At 40.1% G+C, this 20,557-nt stretch carries 19 protein-coding genes and 10 tRNA genes; 7 read left to right on the forward strand and 22 right to left on the reverse strand.

Annotated features, from left to right (window positions below):
- Positions 1-24: 24 nt before the first annotated feature.
- Complete coding sequence (locus H5117_RS20590) at positions 25-327, reverse strand: hypothetical protein (protein ID WP_259404208.1); 303 nt, start codon at positions 325-327, stop codon at positions 25-27.
- A gap of 223 nt (positions 328-550) precedes the next feature.
- On the opposite strand from H5117_RS20590, the gene H5117_RS20595 reads away from it, so the two are divergent.
- The 5 genes from H5117_RS20595 (at position 551) to H5117_RS01925 (ending at position 4,647) form a co-directional block, all read left to right on the forward strand.
- Positions 551-673, forward strand: a complete 123-nt coding sequence (locus H5117_RS20595) for a hypothetical protein (protein WP_259404209.1) — start codon at positions 551-553, stop codon at positions 671-673.
- A 307-nt stretch (positions 674-980) separates the two neighbouring features.
- Complete coding sequence (locus H5117_RS01910) at positions 981-2,066, forward strand: alkene reductase (protein ID WP_182736030.1); 1,086 nt, start codon at positions 981-983, stop codon at positions 2,064-2,066.
- A gap of 153 nt (positions 2,067-2,219) precedes the next feature.
- Positions 2,220-3,230: an RDD family protein gene (locus H5117_RS01915; protein WP_182736031.1), complete on the forward strand. Its 1,011-nt coding sequence runs from the start codon at positions 2,220-2,222 to the stop codon at positions 3,228-3,230.
- Between the two features lie 29 nt (positions 3,231-3,259).
- Positions 3,260-4,108 carry an alpha/beta hydrolase gene (locus H5117_RS01920; RefSeq protein ID WP_182736032.1) on the forward strand — a complete coding sequence of 283 codons (849 nt, stop codon included), beginning with the start codon at positions 3,260-3,262 and terminating at the stop codon, positions 4,106-4,108.
- An 89-nt stretch (positions 4,109-4,197) separates the two neighbouring features.
- On the forward strand, positions 4,198-4,647 hold the full coding sequence (locus H5117_RS01925) for a hypothetical protein (protein WP_039489341.1): 450 nt from the start codon (positions 4,198-4,200) through the stop codon (positions 4,645-4,647).
- A 480-nt stretch (positions 4,648-5,127) separates the two neighbouring features.
- Here H5117_RS01925 and lnt read toward each other — a convergent pair whose 3' ends face one another.
- From lnt to miaB, 5 genes are read right to left on the reverse strand one after another with little or no spacing between them, the layout of a single operon-like run.
- Positions 5,128-6,678: an apolipoprotein N-acyltransferase gene (lnt, locus tag H5117_RS01930; protein WP_182736033.1), complete on the reverse strand. Its 1,551-nt coding sequence runs from the start codon at positions 6,676-6,678 to the stop codon at positions 5,128-5,130.
- A complete protein-coding gene (corC, locus tag H5117_RS01935) occupies positions 6,659-7,543 on the reverse strand; it encodes a CNNM family magnesium/cobalt transport protein CorC (RefSeq protein WP_002958541.1) in 885 nt (294 codons plus the stop codon). Before corC ends, lnt begins: the two co-directional genes overlap by 20 nt.
- A 22-nt stretch (positions 7,544-7,565) precedes the next feature.
- Positions 7,566-8,024 carry an rRNA maturation RNase YbeY gene (ybeY, locus tag H5117_RS01940; RefSeq protein WP_024596412.1) on the reverse strand — a complete coding sequence of 153 codons (459 nt, stop codon included), beginning with the start codon at positions 8,022-8,024 and terminating at the stop codon, positions 7,566-7,568.
- Between the two features lie 4 nt (positions 8,025-8,028).
- Positions 8,029-9,087 (reverse strand): PhoH family protein, encoded by a 1,059-nt coding sequence (locus tag H5117_RS01945; protein ID WP_002958543.1) that lies wholly within the window; start codon positions 9,085-9,087, stop codon positions 8,029-8,031.
- Between the two features lie 50 nt (positions 9,088-9,137).
- Positions 9,138-10,586, reverse strand: a complete 1,449-nt coding sequence (miaB, locus tag H5117_RS01950; RefSeq protein ID WP_002958544.1) for a tRNA (N6-isopentenyl adenosine(37)-C2)-methylthiotransferase MiaB — start codon at positions 10,584-10,586, stop codon at positions 9,138-9,140.
- A 256-nt stretch (positions 10,587-10,842) separates the two neighbouring features.
- On the opposite strand from miaB, the gene H5117_RS01955 reads away from it, so the two are divergent.
- On the forward strand, positions 10,843-12,012 hold the full coding sequence (locus H5117_RS01955) for an FAD-dependent monooxygenase (RefSeq protein ID WP_259404210.1): 1,170 nt from the start codon (positions 10,843-10,845) through the stop codon (positions 12,010-12,012).
- A gap of 154 nt (positions 12,013-12,166) precedes the next feature.
- Positions 12,167-13,750 carry a bifunctional diguanylate cyclase/phosphodiesterase gene (locus tag H5117_RS01960; protein WP_002958546.1) on the forward strand — a complete coding sequence of 528 codons (1,584 nt, stop codon included), beginning with the start codon at positions 12,167-12,169 and terminating at the stop codon, positions 13,748-13,750.
- Positions 13,751-13,791: 41 nt separating this feature from the next.
- Here H5117_RS01960 and H5117_RS01965 read toward each other — a convergent pair.
- The 16 genes from H5117_RS01965 to lolB form a co-directional block, all read right to left on the reverse strand.
- Positions 13,792-13,866, reverse strand: a tRNA-Gln gene (locus H5117_RS01965).
- A gap of 40 nt (positions 13,867-13,906) precedes the next feature.
- Positions 13,907-13,991, reverse strand: a tRNA-Leu gene (locus H5117_RS01970).
- A 71-nt stretch (positions 13,992-14,062) separates the two neighbouring features.
- Positions 14,063-14,137, reverse strand: a tRNA-Gln gene (locus H5117_RS01975).
- Between the two features lie 39 nt (positions 14,138-14,176).
- A tRNA-Leu gene (locus tag H5117_RS01980) sits at positions 14,177-14,261 on the reverse strand.
- Between the two features lie 71 nt (positions 14,262-14,332).
- Positions 14,333-14,407, reverse strand: a tRNA-Gln gene (locus H5117_RS01985).
- Between the two features lie 40 nt (positions 14,408-14,447).
- Positions 14,448-14,532 (reverse strand) — tRNA-Leu (locus H5117_RS01990).
- Between the two features lie 89 nt (positions 14,533-14,621).
- Positions 14,622-14,698 (reverse strand) — tRNA-Met (locus H5117_RS01995).
- A gap of 5 nt (positions 14,699-14,703) precedes the next feature.
- Positions 14,704-14,778 (reverse strand) — tRNA-Gln (locus H5117_RS02000).
- 39 nt (positions 14,779-14,817) lie between these two features.
- Positions 14,818-14,902 (reverse strand) — tRNA-Leu (locus H5117_RS02005).
- Positions 14,903-14,947: 45 nt separating this feature from the next.
- Positions 14,948-15,024, reverse strand: a tRNA-Met gene (locus tag H5117_RS02010).
- A gap of 456 nt (positions 15,025-15,480) precedes the next feature.
- Complete coding sequence (ychF, locus tag H5117_RS02015; protein WP_002958547.1) at positions 15,481-16,572, reverse strand: redox-regulated ATPase YchF; 1,092 nt, start codon at positions 16,570-16,572, stop codon at positions 15,481-15,483.
- Positions 16,573-16,625: 53 nt separating this feature from the next.
- Positions 16,626-17,210: an aminoacyl-tRNA hydrolase gene (pth, locus tag H5117_RS02020; protein WP_002958548.1), complete on the reverse strand. Its 585-nt coding sequence runs from the start codon at positions 17,208-17,210 to the stop codon at positions 16,626-16,628.
- Between the two features lie 19 nt (positions 17,211-17,229).
- A complete protein-coding gene (locus H5117_RS02025) occupies positions 17,230-17,841 on the reverse strand; it encodes a 50S ribosomal protein L25/general stress protein Ctc (RefSeq protein ID WP_002958549.1) in 612 nt (203 codons plus the stop codon).
- Positions 17,842-17,990: 149 nt separating this feature from the next.
- The gene (locus tag H5117_RS02030) at positions 17,991-18,938 is read right to left on the reverse strand and encodes a ribose-phosphate pyrophosphokinase (protein ID WP_002958550.1); all 948 of its coding nucleotides are present in this window, start codon (positions 18,936-18,938) and stop codon (positions 17,991-17,993) included.
- 88 nt (positions 18,939-19,026) lie between these two features.
- Positions 19,027-19,884 carry a 4-(cytidine 5'-diphospho)-2-C-methyl-D-erythritol kinase gene (gene ispE / locus H5117_RS02035; RefSeq protein ID WP_154903382.1) on the reverse strand — a complete coding sequence of 286 codons (858 nt, stop codon included), beginning with the start codon at positions 19,882-19,884 and terminating at the stop codon, positions 19,027-19,029.
- 2 nt (positions 19,885-19,886) lie between these two features.
- The gene (gene lolB / locus H5117_RS02040; protein ID WP_024594739.1) at positions 19,887-20,474 is read right to left on the reverse strand and encodes a lipoprotein insertase outer membrane protein LolB; all 588 of its coding nucleotides are present in this window, start codon (positions 20,472-20,474) and stop codon (positions 19,887-19,889) included.
- Between the last annotated feature and the right edge of the window lie 83 nt (positions 20,475-20,557).

Raw genomic sequence — 20,557 nt, forward strand, 5'->3', positions numbered from 1 at the left:
TATTATTTGTTCACTTATTTAAAGTTAATTATTTTTACGGCTCCATTTTTTCATGATTTTTTCAAACATAATTTCTTTATCAGTTTTATCCTCAGGACAGGGTTTACCGCTACCTTGAGGCATGCCATTACTACCAAATACGGTTGAAGTATCAATTAAATAGCATTTACCGTTAAATTTTTCTAATCGTCGTGTGCCTGTTGTATTTTGGTTAATAACTTCTGAATTATCAGATTTTACTGGTGTTTTAATTGTGGGCTTATTGTTTATCTCTTCATTTTCAGAGCTTTTATCTTCACCAAAGGAGACCATTTTTTTATGAGTCATATTATTTACAGGAGAGCCAAATAGCGGCGCGTATGGATTTAGCTTTTTAAATGTTTGAGAAGCTTTTGTTGTAGGCTCTGAAGGCGCGGCTACCAGGGGTTCAACAGGTTTTACAGGGTCTTTTTTAAGCTCTGTTTGTGCCTTTGGTAACGTGATGGTTTTGGCTTGCGTTTTTTTAGTTACCCTTACTTTGGCTTTTGTAGAATCTTTTTTTATAGGTGTAGTGTTAGAGGTCGCTGAATTTGGTGCATCAGTTTTAGTGTTTACAGGTTTTATATCAGGCGCATTGGTTGTTGTAACAACTGAGCTTAGCTTAGGTAGGCTTGCTAAATTAATCGTAACATAGGCCTGTATTATTGTGTTTTTTCCTCCTTTGGCGGCGCAACTTTAATAGATTGCGAAAACAAAAAGTACAACACAATAGCGTGTATACACAACGAGATAACCCACGGCCATGCATTCCCTTTATTCACATCAAACCCTCAACTTAATAGTGCTGTTAAGAGTCAATAAAATACATTTAGTTCACCTAAAGTTAATGTGTTTTACTTTGTGGCTTTATTGCAGATACAACAAAACTATTTTGCAGTTTTTGTTGTTTTTGCATGTGCTTGGTTACGTTATTATGAGCGCAATCAAACTTAGGAGGCATTATGACATTACTTTTTGAACCAATAGAACTTGCAGGTAAAACATTAAAAAACCGTATTGTTATGCCCCCAATGACTCGCTCGCGTTCAACGCAGCCTGGCGATATAGCTAACGACTTAATGGCAACATATTACGCACAGCGCGCAAGTGCCGGACTAATTGTAAGCGAAGGAACACAAATTAGTGAGCTTGGTAAAGGTTACGCTTGGACTCCGGGTATTTATTCAAATGAGCAAGTTGCAGGCTGGAGTAAAGTAACAAACGCAGTACATAGCGCTGGTGGCGTGATGTTTGCTCAGCTTTGGCATGTTGGCCGTGTTACCCACAGTGACAACACTGGTGGCGTGCAGCCTATTTCTGCATCGGCCATTGCCGCAAAAGACGTAAAAGTATTTGTAGATACAAACGGCGCACCGGGGTTTGTAGACACCCAACTCCCACGCGAAATGAGCAAACAAGATATTACGCATGTCATAGGTGAATTTCGCCAAGCAGCTAAAAATGCAGTTAATGCAGGGTTTGATGGCATAGAGCTTCATGCTGCAAATGGTTACCTTATTAATCAATTTTTAGACTCAGAGTCAAATGCTCGCACCGATGAATATGGTGGCAGTGTGCAAAACCGTATACGCTTTTTAATTGAAGTGGTACATGCTGTTAGCGACGAAATTGGTAGCAGCAAAGTAGGCGTAAGACTTGCCCCGTTAACAACTCTTAATGGCACTGTAGACGAAAACCCTAAGGAAACTTACTTAGCGGTTTCTGAGGCACTAAATAAAGCCGGTGTAGGTTACATGCATATAGCCGAAGCCGATTGGGATGACGCACCTTTAATGAGTGTCGAATTTAAAAAATCGATTCGCAAAACCTACAGTGGAGTATTAATTTACGCAGGCAAGTACACCAAAGAGCGCGCAGACAAAGCACTTAGCGAAGGCTGGGCCGACATGATTGGCTTTGGTCGCCCGTTTGTATCAAACCCAGACTTACCAGCACGCTTAAAGCAAGGCAAGCCACTTAACAGCCACAACCCCGACACTTTGTTTGGTGGCGCAGAACAAGGCTACACCGATTATCCAACGGTATAATTGCTAGTAAGTAATTAACATTGAGTAAAAACATGAAGGGCTGCATTTTATGTAGCCCTTTTTTTGTGCATTGATTCTAATAGCTTTACCTTGAGCAAAAAATAAAAAACGCGTAAGTTAACCGGGTTACCTATTTTAATAACAAGAAAATAAATGAAAGCCACAGAAATAGAACAATTAGAATTATCAAATTCTGAAACCCGAGAAGTTATTACACCCTACGCTTTTAAAATTGACAGCGCTTTACTGGGCTTGCCTTTAGCTACACCTATTCAGCGTGCACTAGCGATTATTATTGATGTTGCACTGATATTTTTAGCGGCCAAGCTTAGCGCTGCTTTAATAGCGTTTGTTGCTGCAATGGCTTTTTATAAAGGTACGGCACAGCAATACCTTCCAAAAATGTCGAATGTGTGGCGAAGAATCTTAAAAATAACGGCAGCAAGTATTTTATTTGTAAGCGCACTTACTGTGCTTTCAATTGGCATTGATTACCTAGAAGACGATAACACTAATCAAGGTTTAGCTGTTCAGGGCGTAAAAATACAAGATGAAATACAGCTTACCGCCACAGAAAAACAACGGGTAAATACTTATTTAGCGCAAACAGCTGATGAAAGCTGTGAGCAACCTTGCCAACAAAACGCGTTTGATAATTTAATTGGGCAAGTTCCCAAATTAGCAGAAATGGACGACCTACAAAGCCCACAACTTGCTACCGTACTTTTACAACTATTAGTACTCAGTGAAAATAAAGAAATAAAGCCTGCACAGTTAATAGAAGAAAAACCTGCACAAACAACCACAAACAGTATTTTGCAGTGGAGCAAGGGTATTATTCAAGACTTAGGCTTAGGTTTTGGCTGGGCTGCTGTTTACTTTACGTTGTTCTCGCTACTTTGGCGCGGCCAAACACCGGGTAAAAAGGTATGTAATATTCGTGTGGTTGCCTTAAGCGGTGAGCCATTAGGTTTATTAGATTGTTTTGGTCGCTACGGCGGCTACGGTGCAGGCTTTGCAACGGGCTTATTGGGCTTTTTACAGATATATTGGGACCCAAACAGGCAAGCCATTCAAGATAAAATATCAGCGACGGTGGTTATTAAAGGTAACTTGAATCAGGTTGTAAATGTGGAAACGGTAGAAGAGACTGTAAAAAGTTAAGTTTGCTCTTATTAATTACAAGGATGGTTATGAAAGCTTTATTAATGGCGTTTAGTTATCTGTATTTTATTACAGCTTCGTATGCGTCAGAAAATATTGTGTTAGCAGAAACACATCAGCTTAAGTCTATTATTTTAGGTGAGCAGCGCAGTTATAGTGTTTATTTACCGCCAAGCTACAAGCAAAACCTCGAACTAGTATATCCTGTTATTTACTTGCTTGATGGCGACCCAACCCATTTAAAAGCCTTAGCGGGGCTTGTTGAAGCACTCAGTACTGAGCGGCTAGAAAAACAAATTCAACAAGCAATTATTGTCGCTGTTCCTAATAGTAAAAATGCGATAAGAGAGCGCGACTTTACCCCTACCAATGTCGATTGGACTTTTAACGGCAAGCTACTCGAAAAATTTGAAAACATTGGCAATGCCGCAAACTACACCGCTTTTTTTGAAAAAGAACTTATTCCCTTCATTAATAAAAATTACCGTACATCAAATAAGCAGGTATTAATTGGGGAATCTTTCGGCGGCTTGTTCGCAAGTTATGTTTTACTTACCAATCACTCTTTATTTACTGATTACTTAATTATTGATGCAACCTACCTTTGGGATAATAATTATCTCAATCGTTATTTTGACGAGCAACAGCTTATAAATAAGCAGCTTAAAGGCAATGTATATTTTACTTTTGCTAATAATGCAGCTTTTGGTGAAATTGGAGAGGCTAATTATAAATGGGGCTTAGAGCTTGCTAAAAAACTAAAAGCGCACCCGAGTAACAGTTTATATATAAATCAACGTTACTTTGAAGAAGAAACTCATGGCACGGTGGCAGCGCTTAGTTGGTACTATGGTTTAAAAAGCTTATTACAAAAATAAGTCTTAATTTATATACTAGGTTAGTGAAAGGAGTAATTTTGGGTATATTGTTAACGAAATTTAGTAGTGAAAAATTAAAAGGGAATTAAATGAGTAATAATTTTAATGAGGCTATAAAGGGCTTTTTTTGGGGGATAGGGTTTGTAATAGCAACACTCGGTGGTATCAGTGTGTACGCGCTAACAATAGCCGCAGAAGTTGATAGTGGCTTTAAAGAGCAGGTATCAAATAAAGCATTGGAGGGCACTGACGACTTAAATAGTGATTATAAACTTACCCTTTCTGATATTTTTAAAGAAAATGGGCGAGTAAGAATAACTGCCGAGTTAAAAAATATCACCAATGAAAGCATATATGCAGGTGGTGTTATAGCATCTACATTCGATAAAAACGGAAAGTTTGTTGGTAATTGTTTAGGTAAAAGCGATGATATTTTTATAGAACCAAATAAAAGTAGCTATATTGATATTCATTGTAATCTACTGAGGCCACAGGTGAGCAGGGTACACTCAGCAAAGCTAAAGTTTAAGTGGTTTTGATAGTTGCTGTAAACTACCCCCATAGAAAGCAAAAAGCATAACGAGTAGTTATGACTAAAAAGTTATTTAGTTGGGAGCGTGGACGCCAATAGTCGGGTTACGATAAAATGTTACTATGCTGTATGCTAACCTCATTTAAATTTGATACTTAATTAAACTCCCGCAAGTAAGTGAAATAAAGTCGCATACCGATAAAGTTAAAGTCGGTCGGCATTTAGGCTCAATCTCAATATTGTACTGATGTATGCCGTTAAAGGTGGTGAGTTTATCTGTGAAAATCCAATTATAAATTACAGTCGAGTTTAACTTTTTAAACCTGATATTGAGCAACACCAAGCATTAAAAATAGAACAAAGCTCGTTATATTTTTAGCATAGGCTAGATTAAAAAGTAAATTTGCGTAGGTTGGGTAGAGCGAAGCGAAACCCAACAATAAACACTTTTTTAAATAGCTGTCCACCGACAGCTATTAATTTTAATTCACTTTCTCAACCTAACCCCAAACCCAACAACTCCTATCAACAACACAAATCCCCACACAAACACATTGCCGTATTGGCTGTACACGCTGTCGCCTTTTATAAGCTTAATGTTGGCTTTCAATATGGTAGCTTCAAACTGAGGCATGGTTTGTTGTGTGTGGCTTATTGGGTCGTATACGGCGCTTACACCATTGTTAGTAACACGTACTAGAGGGCGTTGTAGTTCGAGCGCGCGCATGCGGGCTATTTGCATATGTTGCAAAGGTCCAATAGAGTCGCCAAACCAGGCATCGTTACTTACTGTAAAGAGTAGGTCGGAGTCGCTTTTGTAATTACCGCGTACTAAATCTGCAAAAACAATTTCGTAGCAAATAGCGGGGAGTAAGTTATAGCCATTGGCGCGTAAGTTGTTTTGCACTTTGTCGCCACGCGTAAACGACGACATAGGTAAATCGAATAACGGAGCAATAGGGCGCAAAAAATCTTGAAACGGTACAAATTCGCCAATAGGTAACAGCTGGTGTTTTTGATAGCGGTTTTTATCAAGGTAATGATAATGCCCGTGCTCGTCGCCGCGTTCTTTATTACCAACCACGATAAGCGTGTTGAATATATTTTTGGTGTCTCGCTGGTAGTCAACAATACCGGTTACAAGGGCGGTTTTATTAAACGAGGCGGCACTGTCTAAATTGGCTAGGTAGGAATCAGCAAGCATTTCTATTTCAGGCACTGCGGCTTCGGGCCATACTATTAAGTCGGCATCCCAATGTGGGCGGGTCAGGTCTTGGTATTTGCTCATTGTGGTCCAAAACTCACTTGGCTCAAAGCGCAGATGTTGCTGTATGTTGCCTTGCACGAGCAATACTGACATGTTTTTATCTGTGTAATGAATGCTGCCTGTGGTATTTGCACCTGTAAAAATAAGCGCAACAGCTGTCGCAGTAACCGCCGGGGTTTTAAAATCTTTTTGGGTAAGTCTATATAGTGCAAAGCCAATAGCGACACAGGTAAGAGTTAAGCCAAACTCGCCAATATAAGGGGCGAGCAGCCTTAAAGGTCCGTCGGTCTGTGTGTAGCCAAAGCTTAACCACGGGAAACCGGTAAGTACGGTGCCACGTAAATACTCACTAATTGCAAAGCAGGCAATTAGTAATGCGCCAAAGCTTTTAGGGCCACTAGCAAAGCGTGTAGTTGCCCAAAAGGCAAGTGCGGGAAATAATGCTAAGTAGGCGCACAAAAAAGCCATTAACGAGAGCGACGCTATAAGCGGCATACCGCCAAAGGTGGCAATAGAAACATGTACCCAGCTTATACCTGCACCAAACCAGCCTAGGCCAAATATAAAGCCATATTTAGCGGCGGTTTTTGCGTGTGCTTTACCGTTATTATTGGGATTAATGCAAAAAATTATGGCGCCAAGGCTAATAAATACGATGGGCCAAATTTCAAAAGGGGCATAGCCAAAAGTTAAAACAAGGCCCGCAACGAGTGCGAGCCATGCTTTTTTATCTTTTGCTAATAGGGTAAGTCTAGTTAGCAGTTTCTTCACTGTCGTTATCATCAGCCTTAGGAACGGTGACTTGCAGTTGCAAAATACGACGATTGTCGGCGTTGGTTACTTTAAATTGGTAACCTTCTATGTCAATCGTTTCACCACGGCTTGGCATATGGCCAAATGCGTGCAGTACAGTTCCGCCAATAGTGTCGGCTTCGTCTGTGCTGTAGCCTGTTTTAAAATGCTCGTTAAAGTCATCTACAGGAGTGAGTGCTTGCACTACGTGGACATGTTTAGCAAGTTGACGAATATCTTGATGTTCTTCTTCTTCGTCGTGCTCATCTTCGATTTCGCCAACAATTATTTCAAGAATATCTTCAATCGTTACTAAGCCCGATACGCCGCCGTATTCGTCAATAACCACAGCCATATGGTAGCGTTGCTGACGGAATTCGTTTAGCAATGTATCAACACGTTTGCTTTCAGGTACTACCATTGCTGGGCGTAAATAATCGCGTATTGATGGTAAATGCTCGTCTTTATTTAAGATCAGTGGCAATAAATCTTTAGCGAGTAAAAAACCTTCTACATGATCTTTGTCTTCAATCACCACTGGAAAACGTGAGTGAGTTGAGTCAACCATCATTGGAATTAGTTCTTCAAGCGGGCTGTCGATCTCAAGAGTGATCATTTGTGAGCGCGGAACCATTATGTCTCGCACTTTAAGCTCAGACACGCCAAGCACACCTTCTATCATCTCTTTTGTTTCTGGATCGATTACGTCTCGTTCTTGCGCATCGGCAATAACTTCGACCAGCTCTTCTCTATTCTGGGGTTCCCCTTGCAACATTTGGGCTATTCTGCCCAACCACGTTTTGCCAGAAGAACCCTGGCTAGATTGCGAGTTACCGTCGCTCATTGCGTCTAATTGCTCCGTTAATTTAAATATCGTCCCGGTATGGGTCTGCTATGTTTAGCTCTGCAAGTAATTGCTTTTCGATGCTTTCCATCTCTAAAGCGTCTTCACTCTTTATATGGTCAAATCCAAGCAAATGCAAGCATCCGTGAATAACCATGTGAGCAAAGTGGTCATGAAATGACTTCTCTTGCTCAATTGCTTCAGCTAATACAATGGCTGGGCAAATAATTAAATCACCAACCAAGGGAATATCTATGCCTGGTGGTGCTTCAAATTCGAACGACAGTACGTTGGTCGGTTTATTTTTACCGCGATAGTCGTTATTAAGTTGTTGCGATTGCGCTTCGTCGCTAATAACGATACTGAGTTCGGACTCATCACGGTATTGGCTAAGGGCTTTGTCGGCCCATAGCGCAAATTGTTCTTCGCTTGGGAGGTTGTCAAACTCACAGGCTATTTGTAAATCAAGTTCGGTTGTCAAAGTATTACTCTTTAGTAGTAGGCTGTTGAAGAGCAGCGAGTGCGTCTTTTGCATTTTGCTTTTCAATGCGCTTAAGTCGCTCGCTTTCGTCGTTACGCTCGTAGGCTTCAACTATGCGTGCTACAACAGGGTGACGTACTACGTCGTGGGCTTTGAAGTAGTTAAAGCTAATTTCGTTTACGCCATCAAGTACTTCAATTGCATGGCGAAGGCCTGAGCGTGTGCCACGAGGTAAATCGACCTGTGTAATATCGCCTGTAATCACCGCTTTTGAGTTAAACCCTATACGGGTTAAAAACATTTTCATTTGCTCGGCGGTGGTATTTTGGCTTTCATCTAAAATAATAAAGGCATCGTTTAAAGTACGTCCGCGCATGTAAGCAAGCGGTGCGACTTCGATGATATTTTTTTCGATGAGCTTTTCTACTTTTTCAAAACCTAGCATTTCAAAAAGAGCATCGTAAAGAGGGCGCAGGTATGGGTCTATTTTTTGACTTAAATCGCCAGGTAAAAAGCCAAGCTTTTCGCCAGCTTCTACAGCAGGGCGCGTTAGTAATATACGGCGTATTTCTTGGCGCTCAAGAGCGTCGACGGCGGCTGCAACTGCAAGGTAAGTTTTACCAGTACCTGCAGGGCCAATACCAAAGGTAATGTCGTGGTTTAAAATATTAGCCACATAAACACCTTGGTTGTCGTTACGTGGTTTAATAACACCACGGCGGGTTTTAATAACCATTTCTTTGCCATAAGCGCTGCTGGATGCATCTTGCTCTAAGGCTTTTGATTCGGTAATAGCTAAATGAACGGCGTCGGGTTCTATTTCACCTAAAACACCACGAACTGGCTGAGTATCAACATAAAGGTTTTTTAAGATTTCTACAGCGCCGGCGCAGTTGTGTAGTTTACCGGTTACTTTAAAAAAGTTGTCACGGTGAATTATTTCAACAGCCAGGTGGCGTTCAATTTGTTTGATGTTTTCGTCAAACGGGCCACATAAAGAAGAAAGGCGTTTGTTATCGGCAGGTTCTAAATAAATCTCTAATGTTTTTAACTGATTACTCAAAATTGCTTCCTATAGTACTGCGCCAGCGTTAACTGGCGCTAATTGTGTGACTAAGGAACGAAAGTAGCTACGCCAATTTCGTTAACAGTGTCTGGTTTTGGCTCTGCAGCTGCAGCTTTAGTTAAAATAGCTGAAGGAGCGACTTCACGTCGTAAGTTCATTTCTGATTCTGTACGAATTAAGTCACCACGTAAAGAGTTAGGTAGTGCTTCGGTAATACGTACATCAACAAACTGTCCGATCACTGTGTGCGGGCCAACAAAGTTTACTACACGGTTGTTTTCTGTACGGCCACGTAATTCCATAGGGTTCTTCTTAGAAGGACCTTCAACAAGTATACGTTGCTCTGTATCGAACATTTGACGACTAATTTGCTGCGCCATTTGTGTAATACGGTTTTGTAGTAAGTATAAGCGCTCTTTTTTCTCTTGCTCTGTTACGTCATCTGGCAAATCTGCCGCTGGCGTACCTGGGCGTGCGCTGTAAATAAAGCTAAAGCTCATATCAAAACCTATGTCGCTAATAAGCTTCATGGTTGCTTCAAAGTCTTCTTTGCTTTCGCCTGGAAAACCAATAATGAAATCTGACGACATGCTTAAGTTAGGACGAATTTTACGTAACTTACGAATTGTCGATTTGTATTCAATTGCCGTATGACCACGTTTCATTAGGTTTAATATACGGTCTGAACCACTTTGTACTGGTAAATGTAAGTGATCTACAAGCTCTGGTACATCGGCGTAAACGTCGATTATATCTGGGGTAAATTCTACCGGGTGCGATGTGGTGTAACGAATACGGTCAATACCATCAATAGCTGCTATAAGACGAATTAAATCAGAGAAGTAACAAATTTCGCCATCGTGCGTATCGCCGCGGTATGCGTTTACGTTTTGACCTAAAAGATTTACTTCACGTACGCCTTGCTCTGCAAGTTGTGCAACTTCAAGTAGTACGTCATCTACTGGGCGACTAACTTCTTCACCACGAGTATAAGGTACAACACAAAAAGTACAGTACTTAGAACATCCTTCCATAATTGATACGAAAGCAGATGGGCCATCTGCTTTTGGCTCTGGCAGGCGGTCAAATTTTTCAATCTCTGGGAATGAAATATCAACAACCGATGAGCCTTTGTCGCCTTGCACTTGTTTAATCATTTCTGGTAAACGGTGTAGCGTTTGCGGACCAAAAATAACATCTACAAATGGTGCACGTTGGCGAATAGAGTCACCTTCTTGTGAGGCAACACAACCACCTACACCAATGATTAAATCTGGCTTGTCGTCTTTTAATAACTTCCAGCGACCTAATTGGTGAAATACTTTTTCTTGTGCTTTTTCACGAATTGAACAGGTGTTAAGTAAGATTACGTCGGCATCTGTTGCATCTTCAGTTAGCTGGTAGCCGTTGGTGGCATCTAAAAGTTCAGCCATTTTCTGAGAGTCGTATTCGTTCATCTGACAACCCCAGGTTTTAATATGCAGCTTTTTGCTCATTGAAATATAGCCTCGTGTTCAATTCGATAGTGGCACAAAAATGTGCTTGAAACAGGATTAAGGAGCAAGCATGCTCACTTAAAGGAGGCGTATTTTAGCTGGATACCTGTCCAGATCCAAGTATAGTTTTCATGTTTGTGATCTCAAATCAATACGAGGCGAGTTTAATTAGCGGTTAGGGATATCCTCTGGTATAAAACAAATTAATTTTGATACAATCAAAACAGACTCAAGTAATAATAAAATGATGAAAAACATGACTAAAAATAATGTGATAGTAGTTGGCGGTGGCATGGTTGGCGCGGCTATGGCGATAAAGCTTGCTCAACAGGGCTTTGGCGTACGCATAATCGAAAAACACCTAATAGACCCATCACAGATTCTTAGTAGTGATAAGGTTGATATTAGAGTGTCGGCTATTAATCGTTTTTCAGAAAATTTACTTGATGAATTAGGAGCAATGCCGCTTTTAAGGCAAAACCGCATAGCGCCTTATCAGCAATTAGAGGCATTTGAGCGCGGTGGTGATAATTTATTATTTGACTGCGCCGATATAAACACCACGCATTTAGGTCACTTAATTGAAAATAGTTTAATTCAAGCAAGTTTATGGCAGCAATTTGATCATTATAAAATTGAGGTTATTGAGCAAGCCACACCTATTACTAAAATAGAGCAAACGGATGATTTAATTACGCTTGTGTATGGAGCTCAAACCTATACCGCTGATTTAGTGATTGCAGCCGATGGCGGACAATCGCAGCTGCGTGCTAAAGCTAATATAGGAATTACCGGCTGGCAGTATCAGCAGCATTGCATGGGGGTATTAATTAAACTCGATGCGCCGCAACAAATAAAAACATGGCAGCAGTTTACGCCAAGTGGGCCACTCGCATTTTTGCCAATGCATGCACCATACGCTAATTTAATTTGGTACGACGATGCAAATACACTGCAAGCATTTAAAGGGCTAAACCCAGCTGAGCTAAAAATGCACATACTTAATAAATTTCCTGAACTTGCTGGAGACTTTGAAGTACAAACCCATGCAATATTTCCGCTTACTCGCCAACATGCTAACAATTATTCACAAGGGCGCTTAGTTTTAGTCGGTGACGCTGCACATACAATAAATCCGCTTGCAGGGCAGGGCGTTAATTTAGGTTTTCAGGACGTAGTGGCACTTGCTGAAGTTTTAGATAATGCTGCGGATATAGGGTGCCCGTTAACGCTTAAAGAATACGAGCGAGCTCGCCGTAAAGCTAATTTATTAATGATGAGCATGATGGATGCCTGTTACTTTGGCTTTTCTAACCAAGTTGCGCCACTTAAATGGGCACGTAGCCAGTTTTTAAAAATGGCTAATAATACAGGCCCTATAAAAAACTGGGTTTTAAAATACGCAATTAGCGGTGATTTAGGCTAAATTTAAAGTAGAGATTAAAAAGGCTCATTTATGAGCCTTTTTTTATGTCTGTTTTTAAGTGGACAAATAGTGACCCAGTTATATTAAATAAAATTTTAATTTGACTAGGGTTATATCACTAAACCGCAATTTAATAATTTTAAAGAGCCTATGTGTGGATAATTTTTTTTCAGTAATAATTATTTTAGGTGCGCTACTGCTAGTTGCTAGCTTAAAAACAACCTTTAAAGTTTGTAAAAAAACATCGCAAAGAGCGTGGAGTGTACTGTTATGCGCTATTGTCTGTTTTATTTTAGGGTATTGGTGGATACTTTATTACTTTTCAAATTACGATACGGCACCAATAATAAGAAATGCAGTTGCCACAATATTATTTGGTGGTGCAGGGTTTGTTTTCTTAGTTGTCAAACTGAGTTTGAAAAGCATCCTTAAAATAGAGCAAGCAACGCAGTATCAAAAATATCAAACTGAGCACGATAACTTAACAACCTTACCCAACCGCAATAACTTTTTTAAATCCTTGAGTAAACAAGTCGATTACCCTTCTTCATTTGCATTATTTTATATTGATTTAAATAATTTTAAACAAATTAATGATGCGTTTGGTCATCAATGTGGTGATCAACTACTGGCTGCTTTTGCTAATAAGTTAAGCAAAGAACTATGTGGCATTGCTAAGTTATATCGAATAGGGGGGGATGAGTTTGCGTTTTTACTGAATACCGATACTGATGAAAGCATGGCTCACTGTGTAAATATTATAAACTCAGCCGTTAAAGCTCCGTTTTGTACACATGAGCAAATGGTTAAAATACAATTAAGTATAGGCGTAAGCCGTTTCCCAGATGATAGCCGATTACCCGACCAGTTACTAAAAAAAGCCAACTTGGCACTGCATGAAGCAAAAAAGACATTTCAACCTTTAGTAAATTACTCATCTGAAATAGGTAAACGAGCTGAGGACTTTTTTGATTTATCAGTCAAAATTAAAGCCGCGTTACACAAAGGTGAGTTCGAGCTTTATTTACAACCGATAATGAACTCCAAAGATATTCAATTGCATGGCCTAGAAGCGCTGATCCGATGGCCGCAAGCTGATGGTAGCTTTATTAGTCCTGAAAAGTTTATAAGTGTAGCTGAGCGTACAGGGCTTATTTTTGTTTTATCGAAATGGGTTGTACAAGAAGCAGTTAACCATATTAGAAAACTTAAACTGTTTGGGTTTACCGGTACTATTCATGTCAACTTATCAACGAAAGATATTGAAAGCAGCGAGTTTTACGAATTTATAATTAGCTTACTTACTACTGACCCGACTTTAAGTGATTCACTAATATTTGAAATTACAGAAGGGGCAATGATGACAAACATACCCGCAGCAAGAAAAATGATGCAGCAGTTAAGTATGCGTGGATTTAAATTTAGTGTTGATGATTTTGGTACGGGGTTTTCGTCACTGTCGTTATTAAGGGAGTTGCCCATAAACCAGATAAAAATAGATCAATCGTTTATCAAAGACATGCTCATTAATCCGCCTGATTACGCTATTGTAGAATCTACGTTGTTTTTGGCGAGCCGATTAAATTGCGATGTAGTAGCTGAAGGAATAGAAACCAAAGAAGTAGAGCAAGCGCTATTGAGTATGAACTGTGATTATTTACAAGGGTATTTATATAGCAAACCAATAAATATAGACGAATTTATAAATGTATATTTAAGTACAGAAAAAGTAAGCTGAATTTAATGAATATTGAGAAGTTTTAGAGAAGGAAGTCAAATTGGCTGGGATACCAGGATTTGAACCTGGGAATGCCAGGATCAAAACCTGGTGCCTTACCGCTTGGCGATATCCCAACTATAAATTTGATATTAATTTTAGTTCTTAATAAGAACATGGTGCGGAAGGAGAGACTTGAACTCTCACATCCTAAGATACTGGAACCTAAATCCAGCGCGTCTACCAATTCCGCCACTCCCGCATCACTAATGTGTTCATTTAACCTCTAAGCTAGAGTAATTCTTTTATTCAACTTTCCTTGGTAGAAGAAGTTGGCTGGGATACCAGGATTTGAACCTGGGAATGCCAGGATCAAAACCTGGTGCCTTACCGCTTGGCGATATCCCAACAAAGAATTCTTTTATAATTTTAGTTCTTATCAGAACATGGTGCGGAAGGAGAGACTTGAACTCTCACATCCTAAGATACTGGAACCTAAATCCAGCGCGTCTACCAATTCCGCCACTCCCGCATCACTAATTTGCTCATTTAAACTCTAAGCAAGAGTCATTCTTTTATCCAACTTTCCTTGGTAGAAGAAGTTGGCTGGGATACCAGGATTTGAACCTGGGAATGCCAGGATCAAAACCTGGTGCCTTACCGCTTGGCGATATCCCAACAAAGAATTAATTGATATTTTTAGTTCGTATCAAGAACATGGTGCGGAAAGAGAGACTTGAACTCTCACAACCGAAGTTACTGGAACCTAAATCCAGCGCGTCTACCAATTCCGCCACTCCCGCATCGTTTGTGTTATAAAACACAGGTAGCTATTTTAGACTCTTCATTGAGTGCAATTTAACTCTTGCAGAGCCACTTCTAAAAAGAGAAATGGTGGCTAAGACGGGATTTGAACCTGTGACCCCATCATTATGAGTGATGTGCTCTAACCAGCTGAGCTACTTAGCCATTGTTGGCTGGGATACCAGGATTTGAACCTGGGAATGCCAGGATCAAAACCTGGTGCCTTACCGCTTGGCGATATCCCAACAATAACAATTGATAGTTTTAATTCTTATCAAGAATTATGGTGCGGAAGGAGAGACTTGAACTCTCACATCCTAAGATACTGGAACCTAAATCCAGCGCGTCTACCAATTCCGCCACTCCCGCACACAAGGTAGTTATTTTAAACTCTTCATTGAGCAACAAAAAATATGGTGGCTAAGACGGGATTTGAACCTGTGACCCCATCATTATGAGTGATGTGCTCTAACCAGCTGAGCTACTTAGCCATCTTTTTTTTGTTAGCACTTCATCGCTGAGTGCGGGGCGTATTATGCTGATATGACCCAAATTCGTCAACACCTTTTTTGCAAAAAAACACTTAACTGTGTTTGTTTGCAGGAAAATTAAGCTAAGCGGCTAAATTTTAATAAAAATGATGATTTTTTGAGTGCAATTCACATACAAAATTTGTCGCTAAATAAAAAAAGCAAAAACCAATAGTTTGAAGCTGTTTGATTATTCGACAAATTATTACGCTCTGGTTAAATCTTAACATTAATTTGTTTAAGAGGTACTTATTATTGAGGTTTGATCTTCTGCGCAGTGTGTTTTTTTAAATTAAATGTAGGCATTTAGGTTGGGGCTAAATCACTTTTATAAGTTTATAACGTTGGAGGTACAAAAAAGGCTCGTAAAAACGAGCCTTTAAAATTATTACCAATACTAACTTGGTTTCATTTGACTTATACGTTGAACAAGAAGTTCATTACATCGCCGTCTTTAACAATGTACTCTTTACCTTCTTGACGCATCTTACCTGCTTCTTTTGCGCCGCTTTCACCTTTAAAGGCAACAAAGTCGTCAAAAGCAATCGTTTGCGCACGAATAAAGCCACGCTCGAAGTCGGTATGGATTTTACCCGCTGCTTGTGGCGCTGTTGCACCTACAGGGATTGTCCATGCACGCACTTCTTTAACACCCGCAGTGAAATAAGTTTGTAATTGTAGTAATTCATAACCACCACGAATAACAAGATTAAGGCCGGGCTCTTCTAAGCCAAGATCAGCCATAAACTCAAGCTTGTCTTCGTCATCTAATTCTGAAAGCTCAGATTCGATAGCAGCACATACAGGAACAACAATCGCATCTTCTGCTGCAGCAATAGCGCGTACACGGTCAAGGTATGGATTATTTTCAAAACCATCTTCAGCAACGTTTGCAATATACATAGTTGGTTTAATAGTTAAGAAGTTGATAGAGCTGATTGCTGCTTTTTCTTCTTTAGTTAATGCTAAAGCGCGTAAAGTTAAGCCTTCATCAAGATGCACTTTTACTTTTTCAAGTACGGCATTTTGCTCTTTGGCGTCTTTATCACCACCTTTTGCTTTTTTTGCGTTACGGAAAAGGGCTTTTTCAGCGCTATCCATATCAGCAAGTACTAACTCAGTGTTGATTACGTCAATATCGTCAGCAGGGTCAATAGTGCCTGCTACGTGTATGATGTTTTCATCTTCAAAACAGCGAACTACGTGGCCAATTGCATCGGTTTCACGAATGTTAGCTAAAAACTGGTTACCAAGGCCTTCACCTTTAGATGCGCCCTTTACCAAGCCAGCAATGTCTACAAATTCCATACTAGTGGTAAGAACTCGTTGAGGATTAACAATTTTAGCAAGTTCGTCTAGACGAGGATCTGGCACAGGTACCACACCTGTATTAGGCTCAATGGTACAAAAAGGAAAGTTAGCGGCTTCAATACCCGCTTTAGTTAGTGCATTGAAAAGCGTTGATTTACCTACGTTAGGCAAGCCAACGATGCCACATTTAAAACCCATAGTAAGATACCTTGTTTAGAATTCGTTTAAACGGTGTACTTGGACCCAAGTTACTAGGGTTTAAACGAATGTAGTCTGTTTTGTGCTTTTAACACACCATCTTTTGCAAGTATTTCCATGCAACGAACTGCTTCATCAACAGCAGCATCCATTTTTTCTTGGTCTTCTTTGGCCGCTTTTCCAAGCACCCAACCAGTTACCATTTCACGATGCCCCGGATGACCTACACCAATGCGCAAGCGCATAAAGTCTTTTTGATTTGCCATTTTTGCAATAATGTCTTTTAAACCATTATGACCGCCATGCCCGCCACCTTTTTTTAATTTGGCAACGCCTGGGTCTAAATCCAATTCGTCATGGGCAACTAAAATGTCCTCGACAGGGATTTTGAAAAAATTAGCTAAACTACTGACCGCTTTACCACTTAAATTCATGTAAGTAGTGGGGATCAATAATTTGAATTCTTGGCCTTGAATGATCACTTTGCCTGTAAGGCCGTGATATTTAGGATCGTGTTTTAGAGTGCAGTTATAGCGTGCAGCGATTTGCTCGATGAACCAAGCACCTGCATTGTGGCGTGTGTTTGCGTATTCGGGGCCTGGATTAGCCAGGCCCACAAGCATTTGAATAGAATTCAAGGTTGCGAGACCTTAAATATTATTCTGCTGCTGCAGCGTCGTCTTCAACTGGAGCTGCTTTGTTTGCTTTGATAGTCAGGATAGACTGATCATGGCCTTCGCCTTTAGCTAAATCTACAGAGCTAACGCCTTTAGGGAAAGTTAGGTCAGAGATGTGAACTGAATCGCCAACAACAAACTTAGAAACATCTACTTCAATGAATTCTGGAAGTGCTTTTGGAAGACACGTAATTTCAACTTCAGTTAACTGGTGAACAACAGTTGCGCCAGCTTTAGTTACAATCTCTTCACCGATGAAGTGTAGAGGAACTTTAGTTTGAAATTTATGAGTAGCATCTACACGTTGGAAATCAAGGTGAGTAAGCTTAGGCTTGAATGGGTGACGTTGGATATCTTTTAAGATTACTTCAACAGCTTCGCCATCAACGTTAAGCGTAAGGATATGCGTGTAGAAACCTTCGTCTTCTTGAGCTTTGATCATATCTTTATGAGCAAAAGTAAGAGATAAAGCTTCTTTATCAGCTCCGTAAAGGATTGCAGGAACTTTGTCTTCGCGACGTAGGCGGCGGCTCGCACCAGTACCAGTTTCTACGCGAAGTTCAGCGTTATACGTATAAGTTTTGTTAGACATGATGTCTCCAGTTATTTAAATGTGTAGGGCCTTTGCGACCAAGGTCCCTAGCCAAAAGGCGCGCTATCATACCACCACGCCCAGATAAAATAAACATCGCTTACAAAAAAAGCGCCAAAAGGCGCTTTTATATTCAGGAATGTTTAATTTTAGTGTTCAAACATCGCTGAGATAGATTCTTCGTTACTAATACGACGAATAGTCTCTGCTAACATGTCAGCAAGCGTAAGTACCTTAACTTTATCAAGGGCTTTAAGCTCATCAGATAGCGGAATTGAGTCAGTTACAATTACTTCATCAATCATTGAGTCACGTAAGTTTTCGGCTGCTTTACCTGAAAGGATAGGGTGTGTTGCGTATGCAAATACACGCTTAGCGCCATGTTCTTTAAGTGCTTCTGCGGCTTTACACAATGTACCACCGGTATCAATCATATCATCTACGATAATACAATCACGACCTTCAACGTCACCAATAATGTGCATTACTTGAGAAACATTTGCTTGAGGGCGACGTTTATCAATGATTGCTAAATCGGTATCGTTTAGTAGTTTTGCAATTGCACGAGCACGTACAACACCACCAATATCTGGAGATACAACAACGACGTCTTCAAAGTCGCGTTCTTTCATATCTTCAAGTAATACAGGGCTGCCAAATACGTTATCTACAGGTACATCAAAGAAGCCTTGGATTTGTTCAGCGTGTAAATCAACCGTAAGAACACGGTCAACACCAACACTTGATAAGAAATCTGCAACAACTTTAGCGGTAATTGGAACACGAGCAGAACGTACACGACGGTCTTGGCGCGCATAACCAAAATAAGGAATGACGGCAGTAATACGACCTGCAGATGCACGACGTAGAGCATCAACCATAACGATAAGTTCCATCAGGTTATCGTTTGTAGGGGCACAGGTTGATTGCAAGATAAAAACGTCCGAGCCACGAACATTTTCATTTATTTGAACACTGATCTCACCGTCGCTAAAACGGCCAACAACAGCATCGCCTAATTCAATATATAAACGTTTTGCAACTTTTTGAGCTAACTCAGGTGTTGCGTTACCAGCGAAGAGCTTCATGTCAGGCACGGTAGGGTTCCTCAGGCACTGAATATTTGGACTAACGGGCAATGATAAATTTCACTGCGGGTTAACTTATGATTACTTGTACGTTACTTCATTGATCGAATATGGCGGTTAACTCCGTATGAGCAGGTGAGACATTTGCGCTTGAAGCCACAAAACCCTGCCAAGTATGGGGGAGATTTTCAAGTACATCTTGTGCTTGAACTTGGCTAGCAAATTCGACAAAACAACATGAACCTGTTCCGGTCATCTTCGACGGTGCGTATTTTAGCAACCACTGGAGGGTTTTTTCAACCTCGGGGCAAAGCTTTTTAACTAAAGGCTCACAATCGTTGGTCAAAGTATGGTGTTTCCAGTCGCCTATTATTTTTGGTGTGTCGCGTTTTAAATCTGGATGTGTAAATATTTTTGCGGTACTTACATGTTGGTTAGGGTGTACAACGCAGTACCATTTTTGTTCAAGTGTTACGTGGTGTAGTTTTTCACCAATACCGTGCGCTATGGCGCTTTGACCTTGTATGAACACTGGAACATCTGCCCCTAACTTGAGCCCTAGTTGAGCTAGTGTTTCTAAATTTAGTGCCAATTTCCATAACTTATTTAGGGCTAATAAAGTACTCGCTGCGTCAGATGAACCTCCTCCAACACCGCCCCCCATCGGCAAGCGCTTAATTAAATTTATTTTTACACCCAAAGAGGTTTTACAGTGTGTTTGTAATAATAAAGCAGCTTTATAGATGAGATTATCATTTAGAGGGATGTCTTTAGTATCACCACCGACAGAAATACTCCCATCTGTTGTTAACTCAAAATGCAGCTCATCACCAAAATTTAAAAAAGTAAATAAGGTTTCAAGTTCATGATAGCCATCTTCTCGGCGAGCATTAATATGTAAAAATAAATTGAGTTTTGCCGGAGCAATAAGTGAAAAAGAGGTTTTGTTATTCATACTTATTTAAACTGCCAATCGTATAGTTGAATTTTAATTTTTATTTGTTGGTGCTTTAACGTCAGTTTAGTAGGTAACCAGTAACCTGCGTTTTGTACATAGGCGCCATAATCTATTTGCCATTTTTTGCCTGTATTATCAAACCATAATACTTGCTTTGCACGCCCAAGCTCATCAACAATTAAACTTTCATCGTCAATAGTGCCTTTAAGCCAGTTATCGGCATTATCAACCGGTAGTGTAAAACCCGTTAATCGTTTTAAAAGCTCTGCAGCGTTAGTATCAAAGTATTGTTCACCGTCAAACTCTAATTCAGCACCGTTAGCTGTTTGTTTAAGCGACAAAATACGAGTACCAATAAAAGTAGTCAGTATTAAATTATTGGAATTTGTTGTTTGCTGCCAATTTAAGTTTGCAGATTGACGCTCTTCTGGGCTAATAAATGCAAGTTTACCTTCTACTTGCCAAGTTTTTTGAGCAGCTAAACGTGGTTTCCAATCATCATAAAGTGTTGTTTTTGTATCAATTTGATGAGCACAGCCACCTAAAAACAAAAAAAACATGAATAAAATCAAATATTGTCGAATCAAATGTTGTTCCTTACTTTCCATATTCCGCTGATTTTTGGTAAAATTACCGCCTTTGAAGTAGGGCTCAGCAATATTTGGCAAAT

The sequence above is a fragment of the Pseudoalteromonas sp. SG45-1 genome, from assembly GCF_014164135.1.
Classification (GTDB): Bacteria; Pseudomonadota; Gammaproteobacteria; order Enterobacterales; family Alteromonadaceae; genus Pseudoalteromonas; species Pseudoalteromonas distincta.